This window comes from Pseudoalteromonas sp. NGC95, from assembly GCF_015864705.1.
GTDB classification, from domain to species: Bacteria; Pseudomonadota; Gammaproteobacteria; order Enterobacterales; family Alteromonadaceae; genus Pseudoalteromonas; species Pseudoalteromonas arctica.
Window position 1 is genome coordinate 1 of the sequence record NZ_JADYWR010000018.1, and the last position, 24,163, is coordinate 24,163.

Consider the following 24,163-nt stretch of genomic DNA (forward strand, 5'->3'; position numbering starts at 1 on the left):
AATTTGATTGCAGCGGAGTACGTTGCACGGTTTAATTTTGTCATTTTTTTCACCCAAATTTGTATGCAAATAGCATAACATTTCTTTCTTAATGGGTGACCAAAATTACTCTACCACTACACCATTAATAAACGTTATAAACGTGCTGTCTCTAGAGGAGAGTAAGCAACATTCAACAGAGGCCTTATACTCATTTGAAAGGCATATTTTAAGTTTAGAAGATGTTGAAAGATCCTCATTTGAAAACGCTCTTTTAAAATTTTCTGAGTCAGTTTTTCGACCACTGGATTTTATTACTGCAAAGCTAAAGCTAGATAGAGTAAATATCGAGTTTTTGAGAATATTATTTGAAGACGCATACAAGCTATTATGTTGTGAAGAGCTAAGTGATGTATGGGAAGGCTTGCTTTTAAAGCATCGCAGACATCTAGAAGGGATGGGGCAACTTGTTACTCGGTTTGGGGTTAATGAACTTCGAACGCAGATAAGCTCATTCAATATCAAAAAAGGTTTAACGTCACCAATTGAAGCAGAGCAACTTTTGCTAAATTATCACAATACTGACATTGATACTAAATTGCACAGCTCAAAACTACGTTTTGGAAAAGGAACTGATATTAATCAAGTAAGCTTCCAAGTAAATGGTGCGATGTTATCTAAATTCTTAGGGATAAAAATGAATTCATTGACGTATATGGTAAAGGAAAATACGTTACCAGCATTAAGTTGTAGTACTTGGCCTGAAAAGTCATTCTTTGAGCTTGAAGCCATCAAAAACATTATGTTTAAGTCATATGAGCCGAGTACTCAAATGGAGACCTTAGATAAGTTTTATAACATTAATGACATACCACAAGACATCTATGATTTATTTGATTTAACTGCTGAGGAATTGGTTGATTATGCAATAACTGGAAGAGTCGAATCTCAGTTTAAAGTTAATAGCTCTTTACGTCATGTAAACTCCTTGCATATATCTGAAATCGGACTTAAAGAATTACTCAAAAGTAAATGGCAATTATTTAAAGATATGGAGCATAAGAATGTTACTAAAATGCTTAAGTTGGATAATAAAACGCTCCTCAAATTAATAAATGAAGGTTTTCTTAAACTTACAAAAAATAAGAAGTTAATAGATGCTAACTCTATCCGACAGTTTGTAAGTCATTATATTGTACTGAATAGAACAGCAAACTTTGAAAGATCACGTGATTGTGAGAAACGAGTTAGAGATTGCTGTAAAGCGGAACCCGTTTTCATGATTTACATGAATGGTTATTTAACTGACTTTGTAGTATACAAAAAGGAAAGTTTAAACGACTGTTGCTTGCGAAAGCTGGAGTCTAGATTCAGATATTTTGGAGAACCCAAATTAGATTTATCTAAAATAGTGATTACTTATCAAACCAAGCCTAGTTAGATGATCCCTGACTAGACTGAGTCTTATATTTTGATTTAGTAATTGAAAAGCATGTACGGTAACTGCGAATAGTTCATACCCCCTTTGGCAAAACAATATTAGTAACGAATTGACTCCCCACTCATCAATACTTCGACTTCTTAAAGTAGGAGGTAGAAGTTTATTTTAAATCCCCGCTAAAATAATCTATTATGAATATATCTTTAGAAGCTAGCTCACTTAGGGCTATTTTTTTTTTCGCCTTAAATTTACCAAAAAGTTAGGTTTGGGATTAAAAACTTCTTCATTCCAGCGTTAATTGAGAAATTAGCTTAATTCCAGCATTGAATGGGAAATATTCCAAATTCCTATTGGAAAATCACTTATTAAATCCTCGCTGTATATAGATCCTAATTCCAAGCTTGAATGAGAAAGAACATTTGTTGAAATTTTATAATGCTAGAAGGTGATCCCAGGTGATATTTCTAAAGATACGTTCTTAAATGCGTTAAGTAATTTAGATATTCATTTACACCAAAATTTCATTGATGGCTTGAATGAGTGTATTAAAAATTATAAATTCAATAACAATTAGCGAGCCTATTGCGCATTCATTATATTTTTAAGTTTTTATTACGACAAAAAAGCAGATACCTAATTAGCATCTGCTTTTATATTTCTAACGAAGAATATTCAATTAAGCTTGAGGTTTAATTAAGTACTTCTCGCCGGTAGCTTGTTTAGAATAAGCCGCGATTGATTGTAAATGTAATACCTCAGCTAATGACACTTCGTGCGTGTAGTTGCTCGCAAATGTAGTGGTAATTTCATCAGCAACGCGTTTGCGCATTTTCATTACTGTATCTGTGCCTAATTTACCTAAAGCATTAAATAACAAGAACCCGTTTACAGCCCAAGCAAAGCCAAAGTTACGGTTTAATGTAATAGGGCCGCGGTCTAGTGCGCCATAAATGTACACTTGTTTAAATGTATCAGAGCCATAAATTGTGTGCTCTTTCATATCGCGCGCAGCTGCAACTTCCATACAGTTAAGAATGTCACTTGTTAGTTGGCCGCCACCAATAGGGTCAAACGCTATAGTTGCACCTGTCTCAATTATTGCAGCTGTTAGGTCAGCAAGAAAAGTGTCGCTGCTTGAGTTAACAATATATTTTGCACCCATATCGCGCAGTAATTTTTCTTGTTCTGGCTTGCGAACAATATTAATTAAATCAACGCCATCGGCAATACAAATACGGTTTAGCATTTGGCCAAGGTTAGAAGCTGCAGCGGCATGGATAATGGCTTTATGGCCTTCAGCGCGCATGGTTTCTACCATTGCAAGTGCGGTAAGTGGGTTAACAAAAGATGATGCACCTTTTTTAGCGGTAGTCCCTTCTTTTAGCTCCAGGCAACTTTGTACATTGGCACAAATAAATTGACGATACGTACCGCCGCCAATTACTGCAACGGTTTTACCCATTAATGCTTGTGCGGCTGGTGATGAGCCTGCTGCCACTACGGTGCCTGCACCTTCATTACCTACGGGTGTTGCTTTTCCAACACGGGTTTTAAGTGATGGCATAAATTGAGGTGGAACATCGGCAGTAATTACTGGGTCTACATCAGTACCCGATTGTTTTGCAGTAGACATATCAGCTGCGCTGAATAAAACGCCTAAGTCTGATGGGTTTAATGGTGCAGCTTCAATGCGAATAACCACTTCATCGGCACTTGGTTTTGGCATCTCGATGTTTTTTAAGGCAAGTGTTAGTTTATTGTCTTCGCTGATAGTTGAAGTAAGTTGGATATTTTTATCTGTCATAGGTGTCTCCTGCAAAGAATTAAATTTGTTAAGCCAATTACGTTATTGTATTGGCGATACAGTGTTAGTAATTAAAATTTAGAATAGATACTTTTATAGCTACGCTTTATTTAGCGTTTGCTGCTTGAATTTGCGCTTTCACTTTTTGCATAAATTCAGCCATATTTGATTGGCGATCGGCCTCTATGCTTTGGGCAATGGCTAATTGGCTCATTGATTCGTTCCACTCTTTCATGCCGGGTACTTGTGCAAGTACATCCCAATCAAGCTGGCTTGAGCCAAAGGCGCTAACAATGGTGTTTACGTAATAAACGTAAATGTCTGCCATTGTAAATTGCTCGCCTGCAATCCAAGGTGAAAACTTACACACGCTACTCAAAGCGGTTACGCCACGCGTTAATACTTGGCGTACTTCGGCTTTAGTTGTTTCAGGTACTTTAGCGCCTGAAAATACATAAGGGATGAACCGTCTGCTTGGCAGTTCAAAATAAAGCTCTGCCATTTTCATAATTTGACGTACAACTGCGCGCTCACCTGCATTTTCAGGATATAGCGGGGTTTGTGGGTACGACTCTTCAATAAAGTCGCAAATAACACTCGACTCAGAAATATTAAGGCCGTTAGCTGTTGTGATTGCAGGCACTTTGCCTGCAGGGCTGATTGCTAATAACTCTTCACTTCCGCCGTAAACAAGGTGTTCTTTAAATGGCAGTTGTTTGTGTAAAAGTACATGTTTAACTAGGTTGTAATAGTTGCTAGCAGCAAAACCGTGCAAAGTAATCATAAGTCAGCTTTCCATCATTAAGTGAAGGTGTTTAATTGCAAAAAAATGCAATTTAAGTCCCTGTCTTTAGGTTGAGTACATTATTACTTGTTTTAATTTGCTTATATATAGGGGAAAATGCGAATCACTTTTGTCTTTAAGACAATAAAGCATTTTATTTAATGGAGAAGCGACTTGGATCAACTAAAAGCCATACGGTATTTTATTATGGTGGTTGAAACGGGCAGTTTTACCAAAGCTGCCAAAGCTTTTGATGTGCCGCCCTCGTCGTTGTCGCGGCGAGTTGCTGATTTAGAAAAAAGCCTAGGGGCTACGCTTTTAAAGCGTTCTACCCGCATAGTTAAATTGACCGAAGTTGGGCAAATTTACTATAACGATGTTCAGCAAATATTAAATCAGCTAGAGCAAAGCCACGAAACTGTGCGCAGTTATCAAACAACACCAATGGGGCGATTATGTATAAGCTCAATGGTGAGTTTTGGTGACAAAATATTACTGCCACTGCTTGATGAATTTAGCGCGCTATACCCCGAAATTATATTAGATGTTAGCTTAAGTGATGAGCTGTCGACACTTGGGCGTGACGATGTTGATATTGCGATTCGCGGTGGCTATGCGCCAAATGAGCGCGTGTTGGCAATAAAACTGATGGATAACGGCTTTATTCCTGTTGCGTCACCGAGTTATTTACAAAAATACGGTGTACCTACTAATGTTATGGAATTAAAGGGTCACAGTGGCCTTTATTTTAAAACGCCAGCGGGGCCAACTCCGTGGTTATGTAAAGTGGATGAGCAATGGCACGACGTTTCTGGCCCTGCGGTCGCTATTTCAAATAACGGATCGTGGCTGGCTAAAAAAGCATGTAATGGTGAGGGCATTTTAATGTCAACTCGGTGGGCGCTCGACTCATACCTTGAGTCTGGCCAGTTACAAGAGCTTAAATTTGAGCATGAGTTAGCGATAAGCCAAAATGCGACCATGGCGGTTTATTTGTTGTATCAAAAGCAGCGTTATTTAGTACCAAAGGTAAAAGCGGCGGTCGACTTTTTAGTACAAAGAATAAAAGAAACAGATGGAAGTGTTAAGCGAATAGAATAGTGAATTGTCGGATGGCGTTGTGCTTATCTGACCTACACTTATCCGATTTATTAATGGGTTGTTTGTATAAATAATAGGTAAAAAACGTCTCCTTAAGCTAAAGCTTTTAATGCTGCGACCGATAAATTACTTAATAGGGTTTAGCGATTAAGGATAATCATGGTTAATAATGCACTTGGCAGCCAGTCTAATTTAAGCACTTTACTTGCCCAATCAGTTAATAACGCTAACCAAACCTCTGTGAGTCCTTCACTACTAACCGGTAGCGACCTTCAAGCTATTAATGATTTACAAACTAACGCCCCCAAAATATCCGATGAATTATTAAGCCAGCTAAATAACGAAACTATTGACGAAGCACTAGCCAGTAATCAAAAAGCAGGGGACGTGTTAAAGCAGCAACTTACCTCGTTATTTACTATTTCAAGCACGCTTAACTATAAACTCTCCGATGAAGAACTCGCCCTGCGCACCGTAATAAGTTCTCAGCATGAGGGGTTATTAAAAAACGAAAACAGTACCCAATTAATTGAGCGATTAAATACGTCGGTTAAAAATATTCAGGGTGCTTATGCTAATACCAGCGATATTTTATCGAGTTTAGGTCAGCTTGGACATGAGCAAAAAACGTTTTTAGCCTCAAGCCAGCAACGTGTTGAGCGCTCACTTAATCCATACATGGAAAGCCTTAATCGCGCAAAATACGAGGATGACGATAACTACCTGTTTGAGCTCTCGGTAAAAACTAAAGAAGGCGATGTTATAAACATTACCTTTAACTCATCGCAAGGGTACGATGAAAAAACAGGTGAAGCGATAGATGGCTTTGGCATAAGTTACGAAGTTAATGGCGATTTATCTGAGGCTGAACATACGGCTTTAACGCAGGTTATGGCGGGTGTTGGTGAAATGGCCGATGAATTTTTTAAAGTGAGTGAAAATTCATTTAATCCTCTTATAGTGCCAAACCAAACAGACATGAGCTTAGATTTTTTAGCGGGCTTTAATAGTGAACAGTTAGCCGGTTTTAATGTGTCGTTTTCGACAACGCAAAATAAAGATCTTGATTCGAAAGAGAACAATCTTGATTTAAGTTACTCCATTGATGAAGCATTAAACCAACAAGCACTGGTATTTAAAGCAGTAGGTGGGCAAAACGACATCGATTTTGCACTCGATATGTCAACCATTGGCGCTAAAGACACGCAGCAAATGCAGCAGTATTTAGCGTCGCTCGATCAAAGCCTAGAAGATAGCCGAGTAAACAGTACCGAAGACGATAAAGAGTCGGCATTTGGGCGCAAAGGCGACGAGGCAATGCAGCAAGGTTTTGCTTTGTTTAAAGGGGCTTTTGCGAGCATGTCGTCGGCTGCTGAGCGTTATAGCAATTTGGAGTCACTTGCAGATCAGCACTTTAATGACGGGCGCGCCATGGTTGCCGATTTGGTTGATAACATGATTACAAACGATGTCCGTTACCAAGGGCTTGGTAATAAAGCGCCAAATACATTAGGCACGGGTATTTCTAAGCTCGCTGATTTTGATGCTACGTTTTCTTATGCGTTTGATAACGGCGACTATCAACCTAAAAGTACCATTGAGCTAAGCCAAGCGACTGAACAAGCCCAATTAGGGGAGCTTAGCAGTGTAACGCAAAGTAAAAATGTAAGTAGCCACTTTGATTATCAATACAGTCGCCCTGATTATTACAACAAAGAAGAGAGTTATAACGTAAACACCGCCGTTAAAAATAAAGAGCTTGTGGGGCTTGATCAGTCTCACGAGGTTGATGTTGATACAAAAATGTTTGAGTTTAATCCGCAAACTAATCAATACGAGCTGCAAATGGCGATGCAAGAGCAAACCATTAGCAAAAGTGACATTCGCTTAATTGATGATATTTGGCTTGAAGAAAACGAAAACAGCTACAACATGAATAAAAAAGAGCGTGTTGAGAGCGACGAAAAACAAGATGAGTTTAAAAAAACAAGCAGCCATTCTCATAATAAACTAGTTACCTTGATTGGTGATTTAGACAAGCTAGCTGAGAATAAAGACGTAAGGCGAGAATATTTAACTAACTTATCGCAAGTTAACTTTTTTATGGATAAAAAGTAACGGTCTTGAGTTGTTCACTCCACACTCAATATTGGGTATAGTCTTTTAATACCTAAATTAATACCTAAATTAATACCTAAATTAAGAGCAACCTTATGTTTAAACAATTAATTTTACTCTGCGCTTTAAGCATGCCGCTTGTAAGCTGCGCTGCTGATGCACCGTTTTCGGGCGGAATTAGCACTGATGTACTGCTAAGCGACTACGACAAGTTTAACGAACAATACAAAGCGTTTACGCCAACAGCACAAGACATTGCCCTAATGCAAAAGCTAGAAGGCAAAGAGCTAATTGTATTATTTGGAACGTGGTGCCACGACAGTGAGCGCGAAGTTCCAAAACTCATTAAGTTACTTTCTACGTCGAAAGTACAACTTGCAAGCATTGAATACGTGGCCGTAGGTTACAACAAGCAAGACGATGCAGGCATTGCAGAAGCTAACGATTTACAATACACACCTACGTTTATAGTAAAAGACGATGGTAAAGAGTTAGTACGCGTAATTGAAAAGCCAACGGGTACATTGGCGCAAGATTTAACGCAGGGTTTGTAAATAGAGCTTGTTCGTATTTGGGGTTAACGATTTAGCAAATAGGTTTATAAGTTAGCTGTTGGGCTGCTATGAGTAGTTTCCTGATACTTTAATGTGTAAGGCCAAAAATTTCCCCCTTTGGCTGAGCCAAAATAGGAATTCAGCTATGGTTTGCATATCAATTAAAACAAATAAAAAACTAATTAATCTACAAGCTCGTTATGGTGTTTCTTAATATGTCTAAGGATCTACGTAAAAATTTGATTGCTGCGATTTTTAGTCCTTTAATTGTATTACCAGCCCTTGGTTTTTGTTATTTTTATGCGGGTATAGAAAATTATACTTCTCTTAGTTCATTAATCTCAGGTGTTGGTTTTGGTGTATCAATAGGGATGGGAAGTTTATTTTATTTCTATCCTTTAATGTTCATTTACGGATTACCTATTAGCTTATTACTCCAAAAGTTAAATTTATTCAAATTACCTGTAGTTTTAATCTTAAGTATACTTCCAGTTTTTTTACTTAGTCTTTTTAGTGAATTTAATCGTGCAACATTGGTTCTTCATTTATTAGTACTTTCAATGGGTTTAACTAGTTGGCTTATATATAATAAATTAAGGTAACACCACAACAAGCGATTAATGTTACACAACCGTTTTCTTACTCGACTTACAGCTCAGATCAAACATTATTCACTAAATAGGCTTTTTTCGAATGCTTGCGCAGCATGTGAAGACGGTCTGTCTTTATAATGTAGTTGATACAGTGGCCGAGAGAGTTGCTCGTTATTTTTTTGACTCAGGCGCGTTAATTTACCAAGCTGCACTAAATCCTCAGTGACTACATTAGGCAATAAAGCAACGCCCATGCCTTGAGTGACGGCCCTTGCTATTGCTTCGTTACTCCCGAGTTGCATATTATTTTTTGCTGTAATGCCATGTTGCTGTAGTAATTTAACCGAGACCTCTAAAGTGCCCGAGCCTGGTTCGCGCAGTAGCCAAAACTGTTTGTTTAACCATGGTTTTAAGTCTTTCGTGGGCTTAAAGTTACTGGGTATAACCACACTCATTAAATCGTGCTTCCAGTGCTTACTTATAATATGTGGCTCGGTTGGTGTGCCTTCAACCAGTGCTAAATCGATAGTGCATTCAAGTAGGGCGTGCTCAATTTGCGCGGTATTGGCAACTTGTACTTCTACTTTTATATGGGGGTACTGCGCGCAAAAATTGGCTAAATAGGGCGGTAGCCAATAGCTGGCAATGGTTGTACTGGTGCCTATAACGAGTGTGCCGCGCTTAAGCCCTGTGCGTGATTTAATATCTTCAATGGCTGCCTTTTCAATAGCAAAAATACTACGTGCATGATCATACAAGGCTTGGCCGCCCTCGCTTAAGGTAAGTTTTTTGCCTTTAGATGCACGCTCTATAAGTTGTATATTTAGCTGATACTCAAGCTCTTTTAAAGCTTTAGATACAGCCGGTTGGCTTATAAAAAGTGCCTCAGCTGCGGCTGAAAAACTACCAAGCTTTGCTACCGTATAAAACACCCGTAGTGCATGCAAGTTCATTGTGCCTCTCAAATCACATAACCTTAAGTTATCGAATCATGATTTTAATGTATTGGAGTTATATTTTGCGCTTTCTTAAAATGAAGTCAATTAATTACGATGACTTTATTAAGGGATGATTATGCTTAGTGCAATTAAAGATATGCCACAGCCTTTTAGTATTAATACTAAGCAGTATACCAACTCGCGTTGGTGGCTAGGAATGCTATTGGTTATAGTTTTAGCGGGTGTTGCTGTTGCCATGAGTAAGTTGCTGGTAATGCAAAGTGCCCAGTTTAGCTCCTTAACTATTGGTATTGTGCTTGGCATTATTGTGGGTAACAGTGTGTTTTCGCGTATTGCTACGCAAACCGATATAGGTGTTGATTACGCTAAAAGTATTTTACTCAAAGCGGGTATTATTTTATTTGGTTTTAGAATTACCTTTGCACAGGTAGCAGGCGTTGGCTGGAGTGGATTGCTAACCGACATTGTTATGCTCAGCGGTACGTTTATATTAGCAATGCAGCTTGGTAAACGTGTATTTAAACTTGATGAACAAACAACCATATTAATTGGCGCGGGTAGTTCTATTTGTGGTGCCGCTGCGGTTATGGCAACTGAGCCGGTTATAAAAGCGCAAGCGCATAAAGTATCAGTAGCGGTGGCAACGGTGGTGGTGTTTGGTACGTTGAGTATGTTTGCCTACCCAATTATGTTTGAGTATATGGGGCTGAGTGAGCACGCATATGGTATTTTTGTAGGCTCAACCATTCATGAAGTAGCGCAAGTGGTTGCAGCGGGCACAGCTGTAAGCGCCAATGCAGCAGATACCGCCGTTATAGAAAAAATGCTACGCGTGATGATGCTTGCGCCATTTTTAGTGGGCTTATCGTTTTGGCAAAATAAAAAGGCGAGTAAACAAAGCACACTAAATCACGGGACTCACAAAGGCGGCGTTACCATTCCTTGGTTTGCTGTATTGTTTATTGTGGCAAGTGGTATTTACTCGCTTGCTATTATTCCTAAAGCGACCACCGACGTAATAGTACAGTTCGACAATATACTACTTACAATTGCCATGGTGGCTCTAGGATTACGCACCCATATTGGAGCAATTCGCCAAGCGGGTATTAAACCGTTGTTACTGGCGCTGTGTTTATTTTTGTTTTTAACGTTGGGCGGCTTTGCCATTAATATAGGTATTGCTGAGCTGTTTTAAACGTTACTTGGTAAAAGTTGATTGGCGGCTTAAATCGGCCAATCAACTTCGTTTAAAGTATCTAGCTGTTTGCTGGTGTTTTCATTGCCTTGCCATTTATTAGTGTAAAAAGCGTGCGGGTCAAACTGTAACGTTTGTTTTTCAATATTGAAGTGCCTACCACCACGCGGATCTACGCCTACACCTGCTATATATTGCCAATTACCCCAATTAGCGGCTACATCGTAATCAATAAGTTGTTGTTCAAAATAAGCCGCGCCGTAGCGCCAATCAATACCAAGTTCGTTAACTAAGCAGCTTGCGGCAATTTGCCTTGCTCTATTTGATATATAACCGGTCGCATTAAGCTCGTTCATAATGGCATTGACTAATGGGTAGGGTGTTGAGCCATTACACCACGCAGCAAAGCGGTTTGGCATAAACGTTGTAAGGGGTTTTGTTTGCTTTTGGCCTTTAAAGCTAAACAGGCTTTTACCTGCCTTAAGTGCATGCCATTTAAAATACTCCCGCCATAGCAATTCAAATTTAATCCAGTAGGTAGACTCGTTTGTTATTTGATTATGTTCGTACGCCTCAACGGCTTTATAAACTTGCCGCGCACTTACACAGCCAAAAGCAAGCCAGGTACTAAATTTTGTGGTGTTATTGAAGCCATCAAGCTCGTTTCGAGTTATTTTATAAGTGCTTGGTAGCAAGCCTGAAAAGTATTGATTTAAATGTGTTTGCGCACTTTTAAACCCGCCATGCATTACTGCGTTGTTATAATTAGTATGCTCATTAAGCTCAATTGGTTTTGCAGCACATAATGTTATAGGCTGAGGGAGTAAACCTTTAGGTAGAGCTGAGATTGTTATAGGTATGTTTATCGCCTCTACCATTTTTCTAAATGGGGTAAAGCTTTTAGGCAGCTCGTCTAAATCAAAAGGGAGGTCGCTTTGTTGAAATAAAGTGTCTTGTTGAGTTGTTTTAAATATGACATGTGGGCAATGTGCTTTTAGTCGCGCGAGTTGGCGCTGCTCATAGGTTCCAACTAGTTCACTGCACACCACTTCGTCAATGTGTTGCTCAGCTATGCGCTGCTTTAAAACACTAACCGGTTCACCCTCAAGTACGTGCAATGTTTGCCCGCGTTCAATTAGCGCTTGTTGGAGTTCATACAAGCTTTGCATTAAAAACTGTTGTTTATGCACACCATATGGCTTTTGTTGGTAATTATTATTTTTAAACCAGTGCGGGTTAATAACAAATACAATATCGAGCGCACATTGCCCGGTAGCAAGTTCGCTTAAAATAGGATTGTCGTCTATTCGTAAATCGTTTTGTAGCCAATATAAAATGCGTTTGCTCATAGGTTTGCTCTGGTTTTTGTAATCATTAAGTTTACGAAGCAAAAGCGGGTAGGGATTAGTTTTGAGGTGTTTAATAAGGTTTTAAAAAGGGGCGATAAGTTTACCGCCCCTTAGTTTGTAAGAGCATTGTTTTAACTCGCTGATTTTTGCTCTGCAATCCAATCGTTTATTACGTCTTCTAGCACTTCCATAGGGAGTGATCCTTGGCCGATTACGGTGTCGTGAAAGCTGCGAATATCAAACTTAGCCCCGAGTTCTTTTTCGGCTTTTGCACGCAGTTCGCGTATTTTTATTTCGCCCATTTTGTAAGAGAGCGCTTGGCCTGGCCATGATATATAACGATCTATTTGATCCTCCACCGCGCTTTGTGGCAAAGCAGTGTGATCTGCCAAGTAGTCAATTGCCTTTTGGCGGCTCCAGCCAAATGCATGAATACCGGTATCAACAACGAGTCTCACTGCACGCCACATTTCGTAACCTAAACGACCAAAGTCGCTGTATGGGTCTTGATAAAAGCCGGCTTCTTTACCTAGGCGTTCGGTGTAAAGTGCCCAACCTTCGCCAAATGCTGAGTGGCTAAGTGTGCGTCTAAACTGAGGTACATCTAACTCCATTGCAATAGCGTTTTGTAAATGGTGACCTGGTATTGCTTCATGTAAGCTAAGTGCTTCTAAATTATACAAAGGCTGTAGCTTAGGTGTTGAGGCTAAAAAGTAAGTGCCAGGGGAGCGGTTATCAGCAGGTGGCATATAAAACGCGCCGCGACTCGCTGAACCTTTTATAGTAAAGGTGTTACGCGGTAAATGATTAAAGTAGGTGGGTAACTTGCCATACATTTTTTGCGTAATAAAGGCTGTTTTTTCAAGCAGGTCTTGCGCGTCTGTTGCGTAAAATTGCTCATCGGTCGCTAAAAATTCTAAAAACTCAGCATACGTGCCATCAAAACCTACTTTATCAATGATGTTTTGCATTTGCGTTTTTATACGCGCCACTTCTTTTAAGCCAAGCTCATGAATTTGCTTTGGTGTGGCATTGGTTGTGGTGTAGTAATTAACTGCATATTTGTAATACTCAAGCCCGTCTTTAACGCTTGAAATACCTGGCTCTGTTCTACAGTTCGGCATGTAATCGTTTTCAAAAAAGTCGTAAAAGTGCTGATAAGCCGGGACTACTTTTGAGCTAATTAAGGCTTTTGCTTTGTTTTGGTATGTGGCCTTTTGCTCTGCTGTAAACGTATTTGGTATACGTGTAAAGGGCTCGTATAAGGCACTGTTTTCAGGTTGCTTAACAATATGAGCGTTAATGCTCTGGCTGTAATTTTCAAATGTTTTGCAGTAGTGCGTATACCCCAGTTCAATTCCTTCCTTCATCAAGTTAATGTTTTCTTGGTTAAAGCGAGGGTAGTCGGCAAGGCTTACTAAAAATGCGTTGTAATCATCAGGTGTTAAAAATGCCATATTAGCTGGTGCTTCGGCAAAGTAGGTATGCCAGCCACTTAAAAAGTTAACCTGAAAATACTTATCTTGAAAAAGGTAGCTTTGCTGCTCTGTTTCTCGCTCGTATTTAAATAAACGGTAGTTCATTAGTTGCGAGCTGCTCAGCGTTTTAGGATCTATTTTACTTAAGTTTTTTAATACATTGTTATTATAAGCTTGGCGCTTTGCAACGGCTTGTTCGGTCCAATTTGGTAATGTACCACTGGGTTTCCAGCCGTCAGGGTCGGTACGAAAGAATATTTTTTCGGCTTTTGCGTTTTGCCAGTGGTTATCAATAATGGTTTTTAAATCTGCATTGCTATCGGCTGCGCTCGGCAGTGATGCTACAGCTAAGCAAATAGCTAAAATTGTTTTTTTAAACATATTATTCTCATTTTTAGCGCGTTAATTTTTATTAGTGTACGCACATTTATCATTTTTGTTTTTAATATAGTACCAAGTTAACTTTATTAATGCGCTTAATTTTATAACCTGTATCTATTGGTTTTGCTTTTTGATTGAACAAATTTCACTGTGCAAGTGAGTGACGCACTAGTTTATTGCTTTATCAGCGTTTAGAATGATTAAAACTAATTACAATAAAAGACCGTCATGTTTAATAAAGTAATAACGCTGATTGATGAAGCTAATAACCAAGACCCTAATACTGAGCAGCACAATGGAGAAAGTTTTCCAAAAGAGTATTTATACTCACAGCGTATGAGCGAAATGCTAACTCGCTTTAAACCTGATGCCGATGCACTCATGCAAATTGCAGTGCGTGCACAGCATATTCAGCGTTGGAAATCGCCACGTAGCGACTTTGAAATGAACAAGCAGGGTTATCATCAATGGCGTAGCGCACTTTATATTTTTCATGCGTCACTAGCCGTTGAATTAATGAAACAAGCTGGGTTTAACGATACGGACCAAAACCGTGTTTATAACGCGGTTGCTAAAAAAGATATTAAGCGCAATCCAGATAGCCAATTAGTAGAAGATGTAGCGAGTTTGGTGTTTATTGAACACTACATGCTTGGGTTTGCCAATGCAAAACCAGATTACAATGAAGAAAAATGGATTGGTATTATTCGCCGCACATGGCAAAAAATGTCAGATGAAGCCCATGAGTTTGTACTTACAGGTAATATTACATTACCAGATCCACTTGTTGGGCTTATTCATAAAGCGCTTGAGTAAAGTAGTGTAAGCTAGGTATTAAAATAAAAAGGATTTTTAGAATGTTATGCCCACGTACAAATGCCTCTCTTGAGCCGTTATTAATTGGCGGTATTACTGTTTACACTTCAGTGCAAGGTGGCGTATTTTTTGATAACAGCCAAATTTTTAAGTTTAGCTCGCCAGCGTTAAAACATGGTCAGGTATTACTTAAACATTTAAGTGATCATATCGAGAGTGAATACGATGTATCGCTACGAATTAATTGTCCACAGTGCAAAAGTATTGTGATGATGCGCAGGTATTTTTCGCCAGTAAAGGCTGTCGAAATAGATGAATGCCCAGGCTGTGCAGGCATATGGCTTGATAGCGGCGAGCTGGCAAAAATACACGAAAACCATTTAACACCTCGAGAGCGTAAACTGTTAGCCCACGAAATGGCCACCAATCATGGGTTTATAACTATTAAATCACCTGCTTCTAGGTTTACGCCAACTAATAAAAATAAAAGTGCACATGAAGCCACGGTGGAGAACTTAGTGCGCTTAGCTTTACTTGGTTTGTAACTCTTAATAACATATTAAAACAAAAACGGCGTACTAAAAAGTACGCCGTTTTTATAGTAATAAACTAACTCTTGAAAAGTTTATTTATTACGGTTTTCTTTAGCAAATGCACGTATTTTACGCTTTTGCGACAGTGTTACTTTATTAACACGACCAGCAAATGGGTTTTCACCTTCTCTAAATTCGATTTTGATAGGTGTGCCCATAATTTTAAGCGCTTTACGGTAGTAGTTCATCAGGTAGCGTTTATAACTATCTGGTAAATCTTTAACTTGGTTACCGTGAATAACAATACGTGGTGGGTTATAACCACCGGCATGCGCATATTTGAGCTTAACACGACGACCACGAACAAGTGGCGGCTGGTGATCGGCTTGAGCCATGTCCATAATACGACGTAACATTGCAGTACTTATACGTTTAGTCGCTGATTCATACGCTTCGTCAACAGACTCGAATAAATGACCAACACCTGTACCGTGTAGTGCAGATATAAAGTGTAGGCGTGCAAAGTCAATAAAGCCTAAACGGCGATCGAGCTCTGATTTAATACGATCTTTAACATAATCGTCTAAGCCATCCCATTTGTTCACTGCAATTACCAATGAACGACCTGAGTTAAGAGCAAAGCCTAATAAGCTTAAATCTTGATCAGAAATACCATCGCGAGCATCAACAATCAATAACACAACGTTACAATCTTCGATTGCTTGAAGCGTTTTAATTACAGAGAACTTTTCAACTACGTCGCTTACTTTTTTACGCTTACGAACACCTGCGGTGTCAATTAACACATACTCTTTTTCATTTCGAGTCATCGGAATGTAGATAGAGTCACGTGTTGTACCTGGCATGTCGTATACAATTACGCGATCTTCACCCAGTATACGGTTTGTAAGCGTTGACTTACCAACGTTAGGGCGACCAATAATTGCAAGCTTTACAGGTTTGTCTGCAAATGCCTGGTGATCGGTATCGCTGTCTTCATCTTCTTCGTAAAGATTAATAAGCTCTTCGTCATCGCCTGTTACGTCTTCGTCTTGTGCAGCTAATTCAGCAATAAGCGGCTGAAGTGTTTGCTCAAGTAATAACGTAATACCACGGCCATGCGATGCAGCAATGTGATGAATTTCACCTAATGATAATTGGTAAAATTCAGCACAGTTTGAATCTGCATCAATACCATCGGTTTTATTGGCAACAACAAAACACTTTTTATCTTGTTTACGCAAGTGATTAGCAATTGCTTGGTCAGCTACGGTCATACCTACACGAGCATCTACTAAAAACAGAACAATGTCAGCTTCTTCAATAGCTAGCAGAGATTGATCTGCCATTTCGATTTCGATGCCTTCTTCTGAGCCATCAATACCGCCCGTGTCTACCACGATAAATTCATAGCCATCGTAACTAGCTTGGCCATATTTTCTATCTCGTGTTAAACCTGGAAAATCGGCTACGAGTGCATCACGAGTACGTGTTAAACGGTTAAATAATGTGGATTTGCCCACATTGGGTCGCCCAACTAGAGCGATCACGGGAAGCATAAACTACCTCTTTAAAAAACAACAAAAGGCTTCGCAGTGCGAAGCCTTAAAAAAACCATATGACTATTAGTAACTTAGTTTGGTATTTTTACCATACTAACTTCACCATCACGGGTGTATAAAATTAGCTTATCGTCGGCAACAACTGGCTCAACAAAAAAGCCCGAGCTGTCAAAGTCTTCACGAGATACTAGCTCGCCAGTTTCTTTATTTAGCCAATGTAGGTTACCTTCTTGGTCGCCTAAAGCTAAGTGGCTACCTGCAACTGCAGGGCCTGTTAGGTACCAACCGCGTAGAGCGGGTTGGCTCCAACGTTCAATACCTGAATTTTTATCTAATGCGTAAATAACACCATCGCTATCTACTAAATAAATTGTTTGTGCATCCATCGCAATTTCGCGGTAGCTGCTGTACTCGCGTTTCCATACAACATTGCCAGAGCGAATATCTACAGCGGCTAAGTTGCCGTTGTAAGCTATAGCGTAAGCGTATGGACCGCTAATAAGTGGTTGAGTGTCTACGTCAACTAGGCGTTCAAATTCTGATGCGCCTTTAGCAACCGCAATTTCTGCGCTCCATGCTGAGTAACCACTGTCTGAAATTAATACGCTTAGCTTGCCTGTCTCAAGGCCTACTAATACACCACCGTTAGCAACGGTTGGCGAGCTTTGTCCGCGTAATGTTAGTGGTGGAACTTCTTGTTCAAAGCTCCAACGCTCTTCGCCTGTATCTGGGTGAAGGGCTAACAATTTACCAGAGCCTAAATTTACAAATATTAAGCCATCGCCTGCTGTTGGTTTAGACAGAGATTCGCCTGGTACGTTTTTACGCCAAACTTCTTCACCAGTTTCGCGATCAAGAGCAATAATAAAGCCGTGTTCAGAACCAATATAAATTTTACCATAGGCTTGCAAAATACCACCTGATAATTTTGCATTACCGTTGTCAGCCCAAGGCCAAAACGATAAATCTTGGCGTACATCGGTTTCCCATTTTGTATCGCCATTATCAAGCGAAAGCGCTTCTACTTGGCCTTCGCGGCTAGCAACATACACAGTATCTTTGTAAACTGCGGGTGTTAAACGAGAAAAATAATGCTCTACGCCATCACCTACAGATTCTTGCCAAACAACGTCAGTTTCAAATTGGTTTACAATTTCAGGAAGTACTAGTTCATCTTCATCATCACTTGATGAACAACCCATCAGTGTTGCCATACATAGGGCAAGGGCTGCTGTTGTAAATTTTTTCATGCCTAAAACCTTATGCCGCTGGGCTAGTTACTGCTAGGTCATCTAACTTAATTTGTAATAGTGGGTTACTTGTTAATCCACCCGCATCTATTGCTGCTTGGTATGCAGTACGTGCTTGATCTTTATTACCTTGCTCAGTGTAAATATCGCCTTTAAGCTCGGCCACGTTTGCATTGAACGCTTCAGGTAATGGTGCATTTAATGTTGTTAATGCATCGTCATATTTAGTTTGCGCAATTTGAACACGTGCTAAACGTGTAATCGCAATTGCTTTTAATTCTGTATTTGGAGTATTAGACACAACCCAGCTTAGCTTTTCGCTTGCTACGTCTAGTTTTTTTGCTTCTACTGCGTCTTTTGCAGCAACGAATGCAGCAAGTGTTGCGTAGTTTGTGTCTTTATTTTCGCTAATAAACGCATCAGCTGAAGATAATACATCGTCGCTTTCAACAAGCGCTGTATATGAATCTGATGCTTTTTCAGCGGTAGTAATTTGGTTTTGGTTATATGCTTTCCAGCCATATAAGCCACCTAGGCCAACAAGTATACCTAGCGCAAGTGAAATGCCGTTTTCACGGAAAAAGCGTTTAATGGCTTCTGCTTGTTGTTCTTCTGTTGAATAAATATCCATTCTTACCTCTAATGTTCGCTTAGCCGTTAATAAGCTCAGCTAATAGTGCTTTAGCTTGTTCTAATTCTAATGTGACTTGTTCTTTACGCTCGCGTAAATACTTGATGGTCACAACGCCTTTTTCTAATTCATCTTCACCAATAATCACTGCAACAAGTGCATCGCTTTTATCAGCACGTTTTAATTGTTTTTTAAAGTTGCCGCCGCCCGCATGTACCATAACGCGTAAACCCGGTACGTCTTTACGTAGTTGCGCTGCAATTGCAGGAGCTTGAATGCTTGCTTTGTCGCCCATTGCTGCTAAATATACATCAGCATTACGACGAATGTCACCTACACACTCAAGTGCTTGTAGTAATAATACTAAGCGCTCTAGACCCATTGCAAAACCAACTGCTGGCGTTGCTTTGCCGCCAAGTTGTTCAACTAAGCCATCGTAACGTCCGCCAGCACATACAGTGCCTTGTGCACCTAAACTGTCGGTTACCCATTCAAATACAGTGCGGTTGTAGTAGTCTAAACCACGTACTAACTTTTCATTAACCGTATATGAGACGCCAGCAGCGTCTAAACGTTCACATAAATTTGCAAAATGTTCTTTTGATTCAGCATCTAAATTTTCAGACAATTTAGGCGCATCAGTTAAAATTGCTTGTACGTCTGGGTTTTTGCTATCAAGTACGCGTAATGGGTTTGAATACATACGACGTTTTGAGTCTTCATCAAGCACATCAATGTGTTGCTCAAGGTAGGCTACTAACGCATCACGGTAATCTGCACGCGCTTCGTTAGATCCTAGAGAATTTAGCTCTAAGCGAACGTGGTCAGTAATACCAAAGGCTTCCCATAGTTGCGCTGTTAATAAAATAACTTCTGCGTCTATATCTGCTGTAGCAATACCAAATGTTTCTAAACCAAATTGGTGAAACTGACGGTAACGACCTTTTTGCGGACGCTCGTGACGAAACATTGGACCCATGTACCAAAGGCGTTGTTCTTGGTTGTATAGTAAGCCATTTTGGTTGCCAGCACGTACGCATACTGCGGTGCCTTCTGGGCGAAGTGTTAATAAGTCGCCATTGCGATCAGCAAAGGTGTACATTTCTTTTTCTACTATATCGGTAACTTCACCAATAGAGCGTTTAAATAAGTCGGTTGATTCTACAATAGGAAAACGAATTTCTTGATAACCGAACGATGCTACTGTCTCGCGTAAAATGTTTTCTACTTTCTGCCAAACTTGTGTATCGCCCGGCAGACAATCGTTCATACCGCGAACTGCCTGAATTTGTTTTGCCACTGATAAATCCTAAATGCTGTTTTTTTGTGTAATGAAAAATGCTTACACAACAAGAATGCTAAAAATTGACCCGTCATTATATACCCAAATGACCCCATGATGCGAGTTTCAGTTGGAATTAAAAGCGATTTAGGCAAGGCATTGATTGAAAGTAATAGTGGTTCTATTGTTAAAATCAATAACGCAGTATAAATCGCTTTTAAACCAACCCGTTGGGCGGTTCACAGACACTTACTCTCATCGTTGTTACTTTTTAAAAGGGATTGCCATTCTTGCAAAGTAACGCCTTGATATTAAGAGCCTGTGAAACGCTGAATTCTGTATCTTGGGGTCGTTTGGGTATCCACTAGCTATAAAGGTAAACGGCAAACCACGGGGTTTGCCACCTTAAACGGTATTTATTCGACTATTTTTATGTCAATCGGTGTTTGGCTCTGCTTTTTTTCTATAAAGTCGCGTACATAACCTTCAAGCTGGTCAACAATATTATTGTTATCAATGCGCGCTTTTTGGCGTTCGCCATTTATATACAAACCTGAACGACGATTTGCACCGGCAAGCCCTATATCACTCACAAGCGCTTCACCTGGTCCATTTACAACGCAACCAATTACCGAAACTGACATAGGTTCGATAATATCCTCTAAGCGCTCTTCAAGTTGGTTCATGGTGCTTACCACATCAAACTCTTGGCGTGAGCAGCTAGGGCAGGCAATAAAGTTAATTCCACGCGAACGAATGCGCAATGAATTTAAGATATCAAAGCCTACTTTAATTTCTTGTACCGGGTCGGCAGCAAGTGATACACGCAGGGTATCGCCAATACCTTCGGCAAGAAGCATACCTAAACCTACTGCAGATTTAACAGAGCCTGAGCGCATGCCGCCCGCTTCGGTAATACCTAAATGTAGTGGTTGGTCTATTTCTTTAGCGAGTAAGCGATATGCACCTACAGCTAAAAATACGTCAGACGCTTTTACTGATATTTTAAATTGGTCAAAATCAAGGCGGCGCAAGATATCTACATGGCGCATTGCTGATTCTAATAAGGCTTCTGGTGTTGGTTCGCCGTATTTTTCTTGTAAGTCGCGCTCTAGTGAACCGCCATTTACACCAATACGAATAGGAATGTTGTGCTCGCGTGCTGAGTCTACTACGGCTCTAATACGCTCTTCACTACCTATATTCCCCGGGTTTATACGCAGGCAATCTACACCGTATTTTGCTACTTTTAAGGCAATACGATAATCAAAATGAATATCTGCAACTAGCGGAATCGTTACTTGCTCTTTTATACTTTTAAACGCTTCGGCTGCATCCATTGTTGGTACTGATACACGGACTATGTCGGCACCTGCATCTTGTATTGCCTGTATTTGTGCAACAGTTGCATCAACATCCATGGTGTCGGTGTTGGTCATTGATTGCACTGCAATAGGGGCACCATCACCAATAGGGACGTTACCTACATTGATTCGGGTGGATTTTCTGCGTTTAATTGGAGATTCTGAAAACATAGCGACTACTCTGCTAGTGGTAATGTAAATTTGGCTAAACGGTTTTGAGGAAATGCAGAAACATCTACAGGTTCACCGTTTAAAGTAATGTCTACAGCGTCATGCTTACCAAGCACAACTGAAAAAGGAGGCGTACCGCTTACGGTCATAATGTAGCCTGCTTTTTTAACGCCGAATGCTATTTTTTCGCCTTCGCCGTCGTAAATTTCAACCCAACTTTCGCCATTAAAGTTCATGACAATTGTGCTGCTAGCATCTTCTTGGCTTGCATTGTTAGAAGCAATAGGAGCCGTTTCTTTAACTATTTCTGGGCTTGTTGATGTTTCACTAGACGTGCTTTGTGATTCTAATAATGATTCATCGTCAATTTCGGCTTGTTGCTGTTGCTCTGAGATACTGGGTTGAGCGGCTTGGCGCTCGCTCATTTTTGAGTTGGCAACGTTTATGTTACTTGTTTGCTCTTCAATAGGTGTCGCGTTTTGCCAAAACCATAAAGCAGATGAGCCAATAACAATCGCTAAAATTAAATAGCTAAAAAACATTAAACGGCTGTCGTTTGCTTCTTTTTCTGTACGGCGTGAAAAACTCTGCATATTAGCGGGTTTAGCCGGCTCCGGTGGGGCTGGCATCATTGCTAATATAGGTGCGCTATCTACTTTTAATTCACGGCAATAGTTTTTTATATAGCCTTTAACAAAAGTAATAGGGCCGAGTAATGTAAATTCATCATTTTCAAGGCGCTTAATTTGAAGTTCAGACAGCTTTAACGGTGCAGCAATAGTCGCTATGCTAACGTTCGCTTGTTCTCTGTGATTTTTTAATATTTGGCCTACAGTTGGCTGTTCGCTCTGTGTTTGCGTATTTTCTTCATTCATAATGTGTATGAGTCTGGATCCACTAGTAAAAGTTTGTGCCCTGGTTTTAGTGCTATATCAGGACTTAATTTATTCCATCGCATTAATTCATCAATTAATACATGCCGCTGGGTAGCTATATCGTAAAGGGAATCACCAGCTTTAATTTCGTAATAAATATTTGGATCGTTTAGGTATATTTTACTTCCATTCATTACCCGATCCGACTCTTTTAGACCATTCCATTGCAGGAGCTTTTGTAGTTTAACATTGTATCGCACCGAAATGCTAAATAGGTTTTCGCCAACAGCAATTACGTGAAATGGCACGCGTAAAGGCGATACTTTAGGGTTAAGCATTGGGAGCTCTGTTTTTTGTACTGCTTCGTAACTTTTAAATTCAATATCTGCATCATTTTGATAGCTGCTATTTTCAAATACAGTTGTATTTTTAGTCGCTTCGTAGAATACCACGTCACTACTATTTTTTTGAGCGGTAACTGCAGGAACTGAATTACTATAGTTACTAGTTTGCTGCGAATTAAACTGGCCTGTTTTAGGTGCGCCAAACGAAATTATTGTAACTTCGTCATCAGCTTTAGTTGGTTGCTTTCCTGCTATAGCTTCTTTTTGAGGTTCGTAAACGGGCTTAGCTTTTTTAGGTGCTGCTACTACGGAATCTGCAGAGTCGTGCTCAGTAGTAAGTGCAAGCATAACAGCCGATGTATCGGTAGGTTTGCTTGGCGCGACGACTTTAGGAACTTCTTCTTTTTGAGTTGTTACTTGTTTTGCTATTACGGTTGCTTCGTCGGCTTGCTTACTGACCGTGTTTTGTACCGCCTTAGCTTGCTTTTCTCTTACTATAACTGGATTTACATCTTGGTTATTTGCTATTGCGATCTTTTTATCTGTTTTTTGCGCGTCGTTTGTTACCAAGCTTGTTGAACCGTCTTGTGGTGAACGTTTCTTTCTGATTACTTTTATTTTTGGTTTTGAACTAACGTGCGCGCCGCTTTCGTCATTTTTTAGTTCTTTTAACTGCGCTTTGCGGTATTTTTCTCGCAGTATTTCAAACTCATTAAAACGTGTTCTTTTCTCTTTTAATGCATAGGCTTCGTTACTGCTAGAGTAAGTTTGTAAAATAGTGCTGGAAATTTTTTCAGCCTCTTCTATTTTGCCCATTCTGTTTTTTACAAGGTAGCTAAGCATTAATGCGCGAGAAGATACTCGACCTGTGCTTTCGTAGCGTTTTAAAAGTTCACTGGCTTTGTATAAGTCACTTTTTGCGTAATACAGCGCTGCTAAACTAATTAACGTAGATGTACGCTGAGAGCTGTGATTAAGTGCCTGTTGAAAGTAACTTTCTGCATTTTCAAAATCATCAAATTCAATAGCACACAAGGCTAAATTTTCGTAACTTTCGGCAACGCGAATATAACTTGGTACTTCAATGGCTTTTAAAAATTGATCAGTTGCACGATCGTATTCATCAATACCACATAAAAACACGCCGTAGTTATTAAGGGTATTAGGATCGTCAGGCTTTATTTCGAGTGCTTTTTGGTAGGCTTTATCAGCTAGCGGGTTTTCGCCTACTTGTTGATAGTAATAAGCAAGAGAGTAATGTACTTCAGGTAGGTCAGGAGCAAATGCAGCTGCACGTTCTAAATTGTATTTGGCTTGAGAGTTATTACCCGTTTTTAAATACTGTAGGGCTAAAGCAATTCGTGTTCGTGCTGCGCCAGTATTATTAATTTTATTTTCGACGACGGGCTTATTACTGCCGTTATAACTACTTTCGCTAACACAGCCACTTAAGGCAAGTGTTGATAGTGTTATAGCAAGTATAGATCGCATTACCTTATCTCTTTATTTTTAGTCCATGGCGCCTATCTTACCTAAAACCTTTGTTGTTGCATCATTTATTTAAAAATAAACAACTTAACCACCCTACATGACTAATTC

At 39.8% G+C, this 24,163-nt stretch carries 20 protein-coding genes; 8 read left to right on the forward strand and 12 right to left on the reverse strand.

Translation table 11 applies throughout. From position 1 onward, the window contains the following. Positions 1-142 precede the first annotated feature (142 nt). Positions 143-1,420, forward strand: coding sequence for a hypothetical protein (locus I6E70_RS15395; protein WP_197189067.1), 1,278 nt, complete (start codon positions 143-145; stop codon positions 1,418-1,420). Positions 1,421-2,096: 676 nt separating this feature from the next. On the opposite strand, the gene I6E70_RS15400 is transcribed toward I6E70_RS15395, so the two are convergent. Both I6E70_RS15400 and I6E70_RS15405 read right to left on the reverse strand, forming a co-directional pair. Then, positions 2,097-3,224: a zinc-binding dehydrogenase gene (locus tag I6E70_RS15400; RefSeq protein ID WP_197189068.1), complete on the reverse strand. Its 1,128-nt coding sequence runs from the start codon at positions 3,222-3,224 to the stop codon at positions 2,097-2,099. A 106-nt stretch (positions 3,225-3,330) separates the two neighbouring features. Next, positions 3,331-4,008, reverse strand: a complete 678-nt coding sequence (locus tag I6E70_RS15405; protein WP_197189069.1) for a glutathione S-transferase family protein — start codon at positions 4,006-4,008, stop codon at positions 3,331-3,333. A gap of 174 nt (positions 4,009-4,182) precedes the next feature. Between I6E70_RS15405 and I6E70_RS15410 the strand changes: the two genes are divergently transcribed. From I6E70_RS15410 to I6E70_RS15425, 4 genes are all read left to right on the forward strand, one after another. After that, a complete protein-coding gene (locus tag I6E70_RS15410; protein ID WP_197189070.1) occupies positions 4,183-5,109 on the forward strand; it encodes a LysR family transcriptional regulator in 927 nt (308 codons plus the stop codon). Between the two features lie 159 nt (positions 5,110-5,268). Further along, entirely contained in the window at positions 5,269-7,227 is a 1,959-nt protein-coding gene (locus I6E70_RS15415) for a hypothetical protein (protein WP_197189071.1), read from the forward strand. Positions 7,228-7,322: 95 nt separating this feature from the next. Next, the gene (locus I6E70_RS15420; protein ID WP_197189072.1) at positions 7,323-7,781 is read left to right on the forward strand and encodes a TlpA family protein disulfide reductase; all 459 of its coding nucleotides are present in this window, start codon (positions 7,323-7,325) and stop codon (positions 7,779-7,781) included. A 215-nt stretch (positions 7,782-7,996) separates the two neighbouring features. Beyond that, entirely contained in the window at positions 7,997-8,383 is a 387-nt protein-coding gene (locus I6E70_RS15425) for a hypothetical protein (RefSeq protein WP_197189073.1), read from the forward strand. A 65-nt stretch (positions 8,384-8,448) separates the two neighbouring features. On the opposite strand, the gene I6E70_RS15430 is transcribed toward I6E70_RS15425, so the two are convergent. Then, positions 8,449-9,327, reverse strand: coding sequence for a LysR family transcriptional regulator (locus tag I6E70_RS15430; protein WP_197189074.1), 879 nt, complete (start codon positions 9,325-9,327; stop codon positions 8,449-8,451). A 121-nt stretch (positions 9,328-9,448) separates the two neighbouring features. Here I6E70_RS15430 and I6E70_RS15435 point away from each other — a divergent pair, with 121 nt between their 5' ends. Next, entirely contained in the window at positions 9,449-10,528 is a 1,080-nt protein-coding gene (locus tag I6E70_RS15435) for a YeiH family protein (protein ID WP_197189075.1), read from the forward strand. Between the two features lie 29 nt (positions 10,529-10,557). Here the strand turns inward: I6E70_RS15435 and I6E70_RS15440 are convergent, their stop codons facing one another. Both I6E70_RS15440 and I6E70_RS15445 read right to left on the reverse strand, forming a co-directional pair. After that, complete coding sequence (locus I6E70_RS15440) at positions 10,558-11,877, reverse strand: DASH family cryptochrome (protein WP_197189076.1); 1,320 nt, start codon at positions 11,875-11,877, stop codon at positions 10,558-10,560. 131 nt (positions 11,878-12,008) lie between these two features. Further along, on the reverse strand, positions 12,009-13,736 hold the full coding sequence (locus I6E70_RS15445) for a DUF885 domain-containing protein (RefSeq protein ID WP_197189077.1): 1,728 nt from the start codon (positions 13,734-13,736) through the stop codon (positions 12,009-12,011). Positions 13,737-13,964: 228 nt separating this feature from the next. Here I6E70_RS15445 and I6E70_RS15450 point away from each other — a divergent pair, with 228 nt between their 5' ends. Next, entirely contained in the window at positions 13,965-14,552 is a 588-nt protein-coding gene (locus I6E70_RS15450) for a DUF4202 domain-containing protein (RefSeq protein ID WP_024592999.1), read from the forward strand. Between the two features lie 41 nt (positions 14,553-14,593). Beyond that, positions 14,594-15,097, forward strand: a complete 504-nt coding sequence (locus I6E70_RS15455; RefSeq protein WP_197189078.1) for a TFIIB-type zinc ribbon-containing protein — start codon at positions 14,594-14,596, stop codon at positions 15,095-15,097. An 80-nt stretch (positions 15,098-15,177) separates the two neighbouring features. Here I6E70_RS15455 and der read toward each other — a convergent pair whose 3' ends face one another. From der to pilW, 7 genes are all read right to left on the reverse strand, one after another. Continuing rightward, a complete protein-coding gene (gene der / locus I6E70_RS15460; protein ID WP_024592997.1) occupies positions 15,178-16,644 on the reverse strand; it encodes a ribosome biogenesis GTPase Der in 1,467 nt (488 codons plus the stop codon). Positions 16,645-16,718: 74 nt separating this feature from the next. Next, positions 16,719-17,897, reverse strand: a complete 1,179-nt coding sequence (bamB, locus tag I6E70_RS15465) for an outer membrane protein assembly factor BamB (protein ID WP_007583433.1) — start codon at positions 17,895-17,897, stop codon at positions 16,719-16,721. Positions 17,898-17,907: 10 nt separating this feature from the next. Further along, the gene (locus I6E70_RS15470; RefSeq protein ID WP_007583431.1) at positions 17,908-18,528 is read right to left on the reverse strand and encodes a YfgM family protein; all 621 of its coding nucleotides are present in this window, start codon (positions 18,526-18,528) and stop codon (positions 17,908-17,910) included. Between the two features lie 19 nt (positions 18,529-18,547). Beyond that, on the reverse strand, positions 18,548-19,828 hold the full coding sequence (gene hisS, locus I6E70_RS15475; protein WP_007583429.1) for a histidine--tRNA ligase: 1,281 nt from the start codon (positions 19,826-19,828) through the stop codon (positions 18,548-18,550). 398 nt (positions 19,829-20,226) lie between these two features. Further along, positions 20,227-21,345 carry a flavodoxin-dependent (E)-4-hydroxy-3-methylbut-2-enyl-diphosphate synthase gene (ispG, locus tag I6E70_RS15480; protein ID WP_007583427.1) on the reverse strand — a complete coding sequence of 373 codons (1,119 nt, stop codon included), beginning with the start codon at positions 21,343-21,345 and terminating at the stop codon, positions 20,227-20,229. A gap of 5 nt (positions 21,346-21,350) precedes the next feature. Continuing rightward, the gene (locus I6E70_RS15485) at positions 21,351-22,220 is read right to left on the reverse strand and encodes a RodZ domain-containing protein (RefSeq protein ID WP_024591180.1); all 870 of its coding nucleotides are present in this window, start codon (positions 22,218-22,220) and stop codon (positions 21,351-21,353) included. Beyond that, the gene (gene pilW, locus I6E70_RS15490) at positions 22,217-24,055 is read right to left on the reverse strand and encodes a type IV pilus biogenesis/stability protein PilW (RefSeq protein WP_197189079.1); all 1,839 of its coding nucleotides are present in this window, start codon (positions 24,053-24,055) and stop codon (positions 22,217-22,219) included. The genes I6E70_RS15485 and pilW overlap by 4 nt, the downstream gene beginning before the upstream one ends. Positions 24,056-24,163: the final 108 nt, after the last annotated feature.

What these genes read in the sequence shown, in the direction of transcription:
- I6E70_RS15440 (WP_197189076.1), bottom strand. Translation starts at nt 11,877, where the DNA reads ATGAGCAAACGCATTTTATATTGGCTACAAAACGATTTACGAATAGAC.
- ispG (WP_007583427.1), bottom strand. Translation starts at nt 21,345, where the DNA reads ATGTTTTCAGAATCTCCAATTAAACGCAGAAAATCCACCCGAATCAAT.
- I6E70_RS15450 (WP_024592999.1), top strand. Translation starts at nt 13,965, where the DNA reads ATGTTTAATAAAGTAATAACGCTGATTGATGAAGCTAATAACCAAGAC.
- I6E70_RS15485 (WP_024591180.1), bottom strand. Translation starts at nt 22,220, where the DNA reads ATGAATGAAGAAAATACGCAAACACAGAGCGAACAGCCAACTGTAGGC.
- pilW (WP_197189079.1), bottom strand. Translation starts at nt 24,055, where the DNA reads ATGCGATCTATACTTGCTATAACACTATCAACACTTGCCTTAAGTGGC.
- I6E70_RS15400 (WP_197189068.1), bottom strand. Translation starts at nt 3,224, where the DNA reads ATGACAGATAAAAATATCCAACTTACTTCAACTATCAGCGAAGACAAT.
- I6E70_RS15425 (WP_197189073.1), top strand. Translation starts at nt 7,997, where the DNA reads ATGTCTAAGGATCTACGTAAAAATTTGATTGCTGCGATTTTTAGTCCT.
- I6E70_RS15430 (WP_197189074.1), bottom strand. Translation starts at nt 9,327, where the DNA reads ATGAACTTGCATGCACTACGGGTGTTTTATACGGTAGCAAAGCTTGGT.
- I6E70_RS15470 (WP_007583431.1), bottom strand. Translation starts at nt 18,528, where the DNA reads ATGGATATTTATTCAACAGAAGAACAACAAGCAGAAGCCATTAAACGC.
- bamB (WP_007583433.1), bottom strand. Translation starts at nt 17,897, where the DNA reads ATGAAAAAATTTACAACAGCAGCCCTTGCCCTATGTATGGCAACACTG.
- I6E70_RS15405 (WP_197189069.1), bottom strand. Translation starts at nt 4,008, where the DNA reads ATGATTACTTTGCACGGTTTTGCTGCTAGCAACTATTACAACCTAGTT.
- I6E70_RS15455 (WP_197189078.1), top strand. Translation starts at nt 14,594, where the DNA reads ATGTTATGCCCACGTACAAATGCCTCTCTTGAGCCGTTATTAATTGGC.
- I6E70_RS15420 (WP_197189072.1), top strand. Translation starts at nt 7,323, where the DNA reads ATGTTTAAACAATTAATTTTACTCTGCGCTTTAAGCATGCCGCTTGTA.
- der (WP_024592997.1), bottom strand. Translation starts at nt 16,644, where the DNA reads ATGCTTCCCGTGATCGCTCTAGTTGGGCGACCCAATGTGGGCAAATCC.
- I6E70_RS15445 (WP_197189077.1), bottom strand. Translation starts at nt 13,736, where the DNA reads ATGTTTAAAAAAACAATTTTAGCTATTTGCTTAGCTGTAGCATCACTG.
- I6E70_RS15415 (WP_197189071.1), top strand. Translation starts at nt 5,269, where the DNA reads ATGGTTAATAATGCACTTGGCAGCCAGTCTAATTTAAGCACTTTACTT.
- I6E70_RS15435 (WP_197189075.1), top strand. Translation starts at nt 9,449, where the DNA reads ATGCTTAGTGCAATTAAAGATATGCCACAGCCTTTTAGTATTAATACT.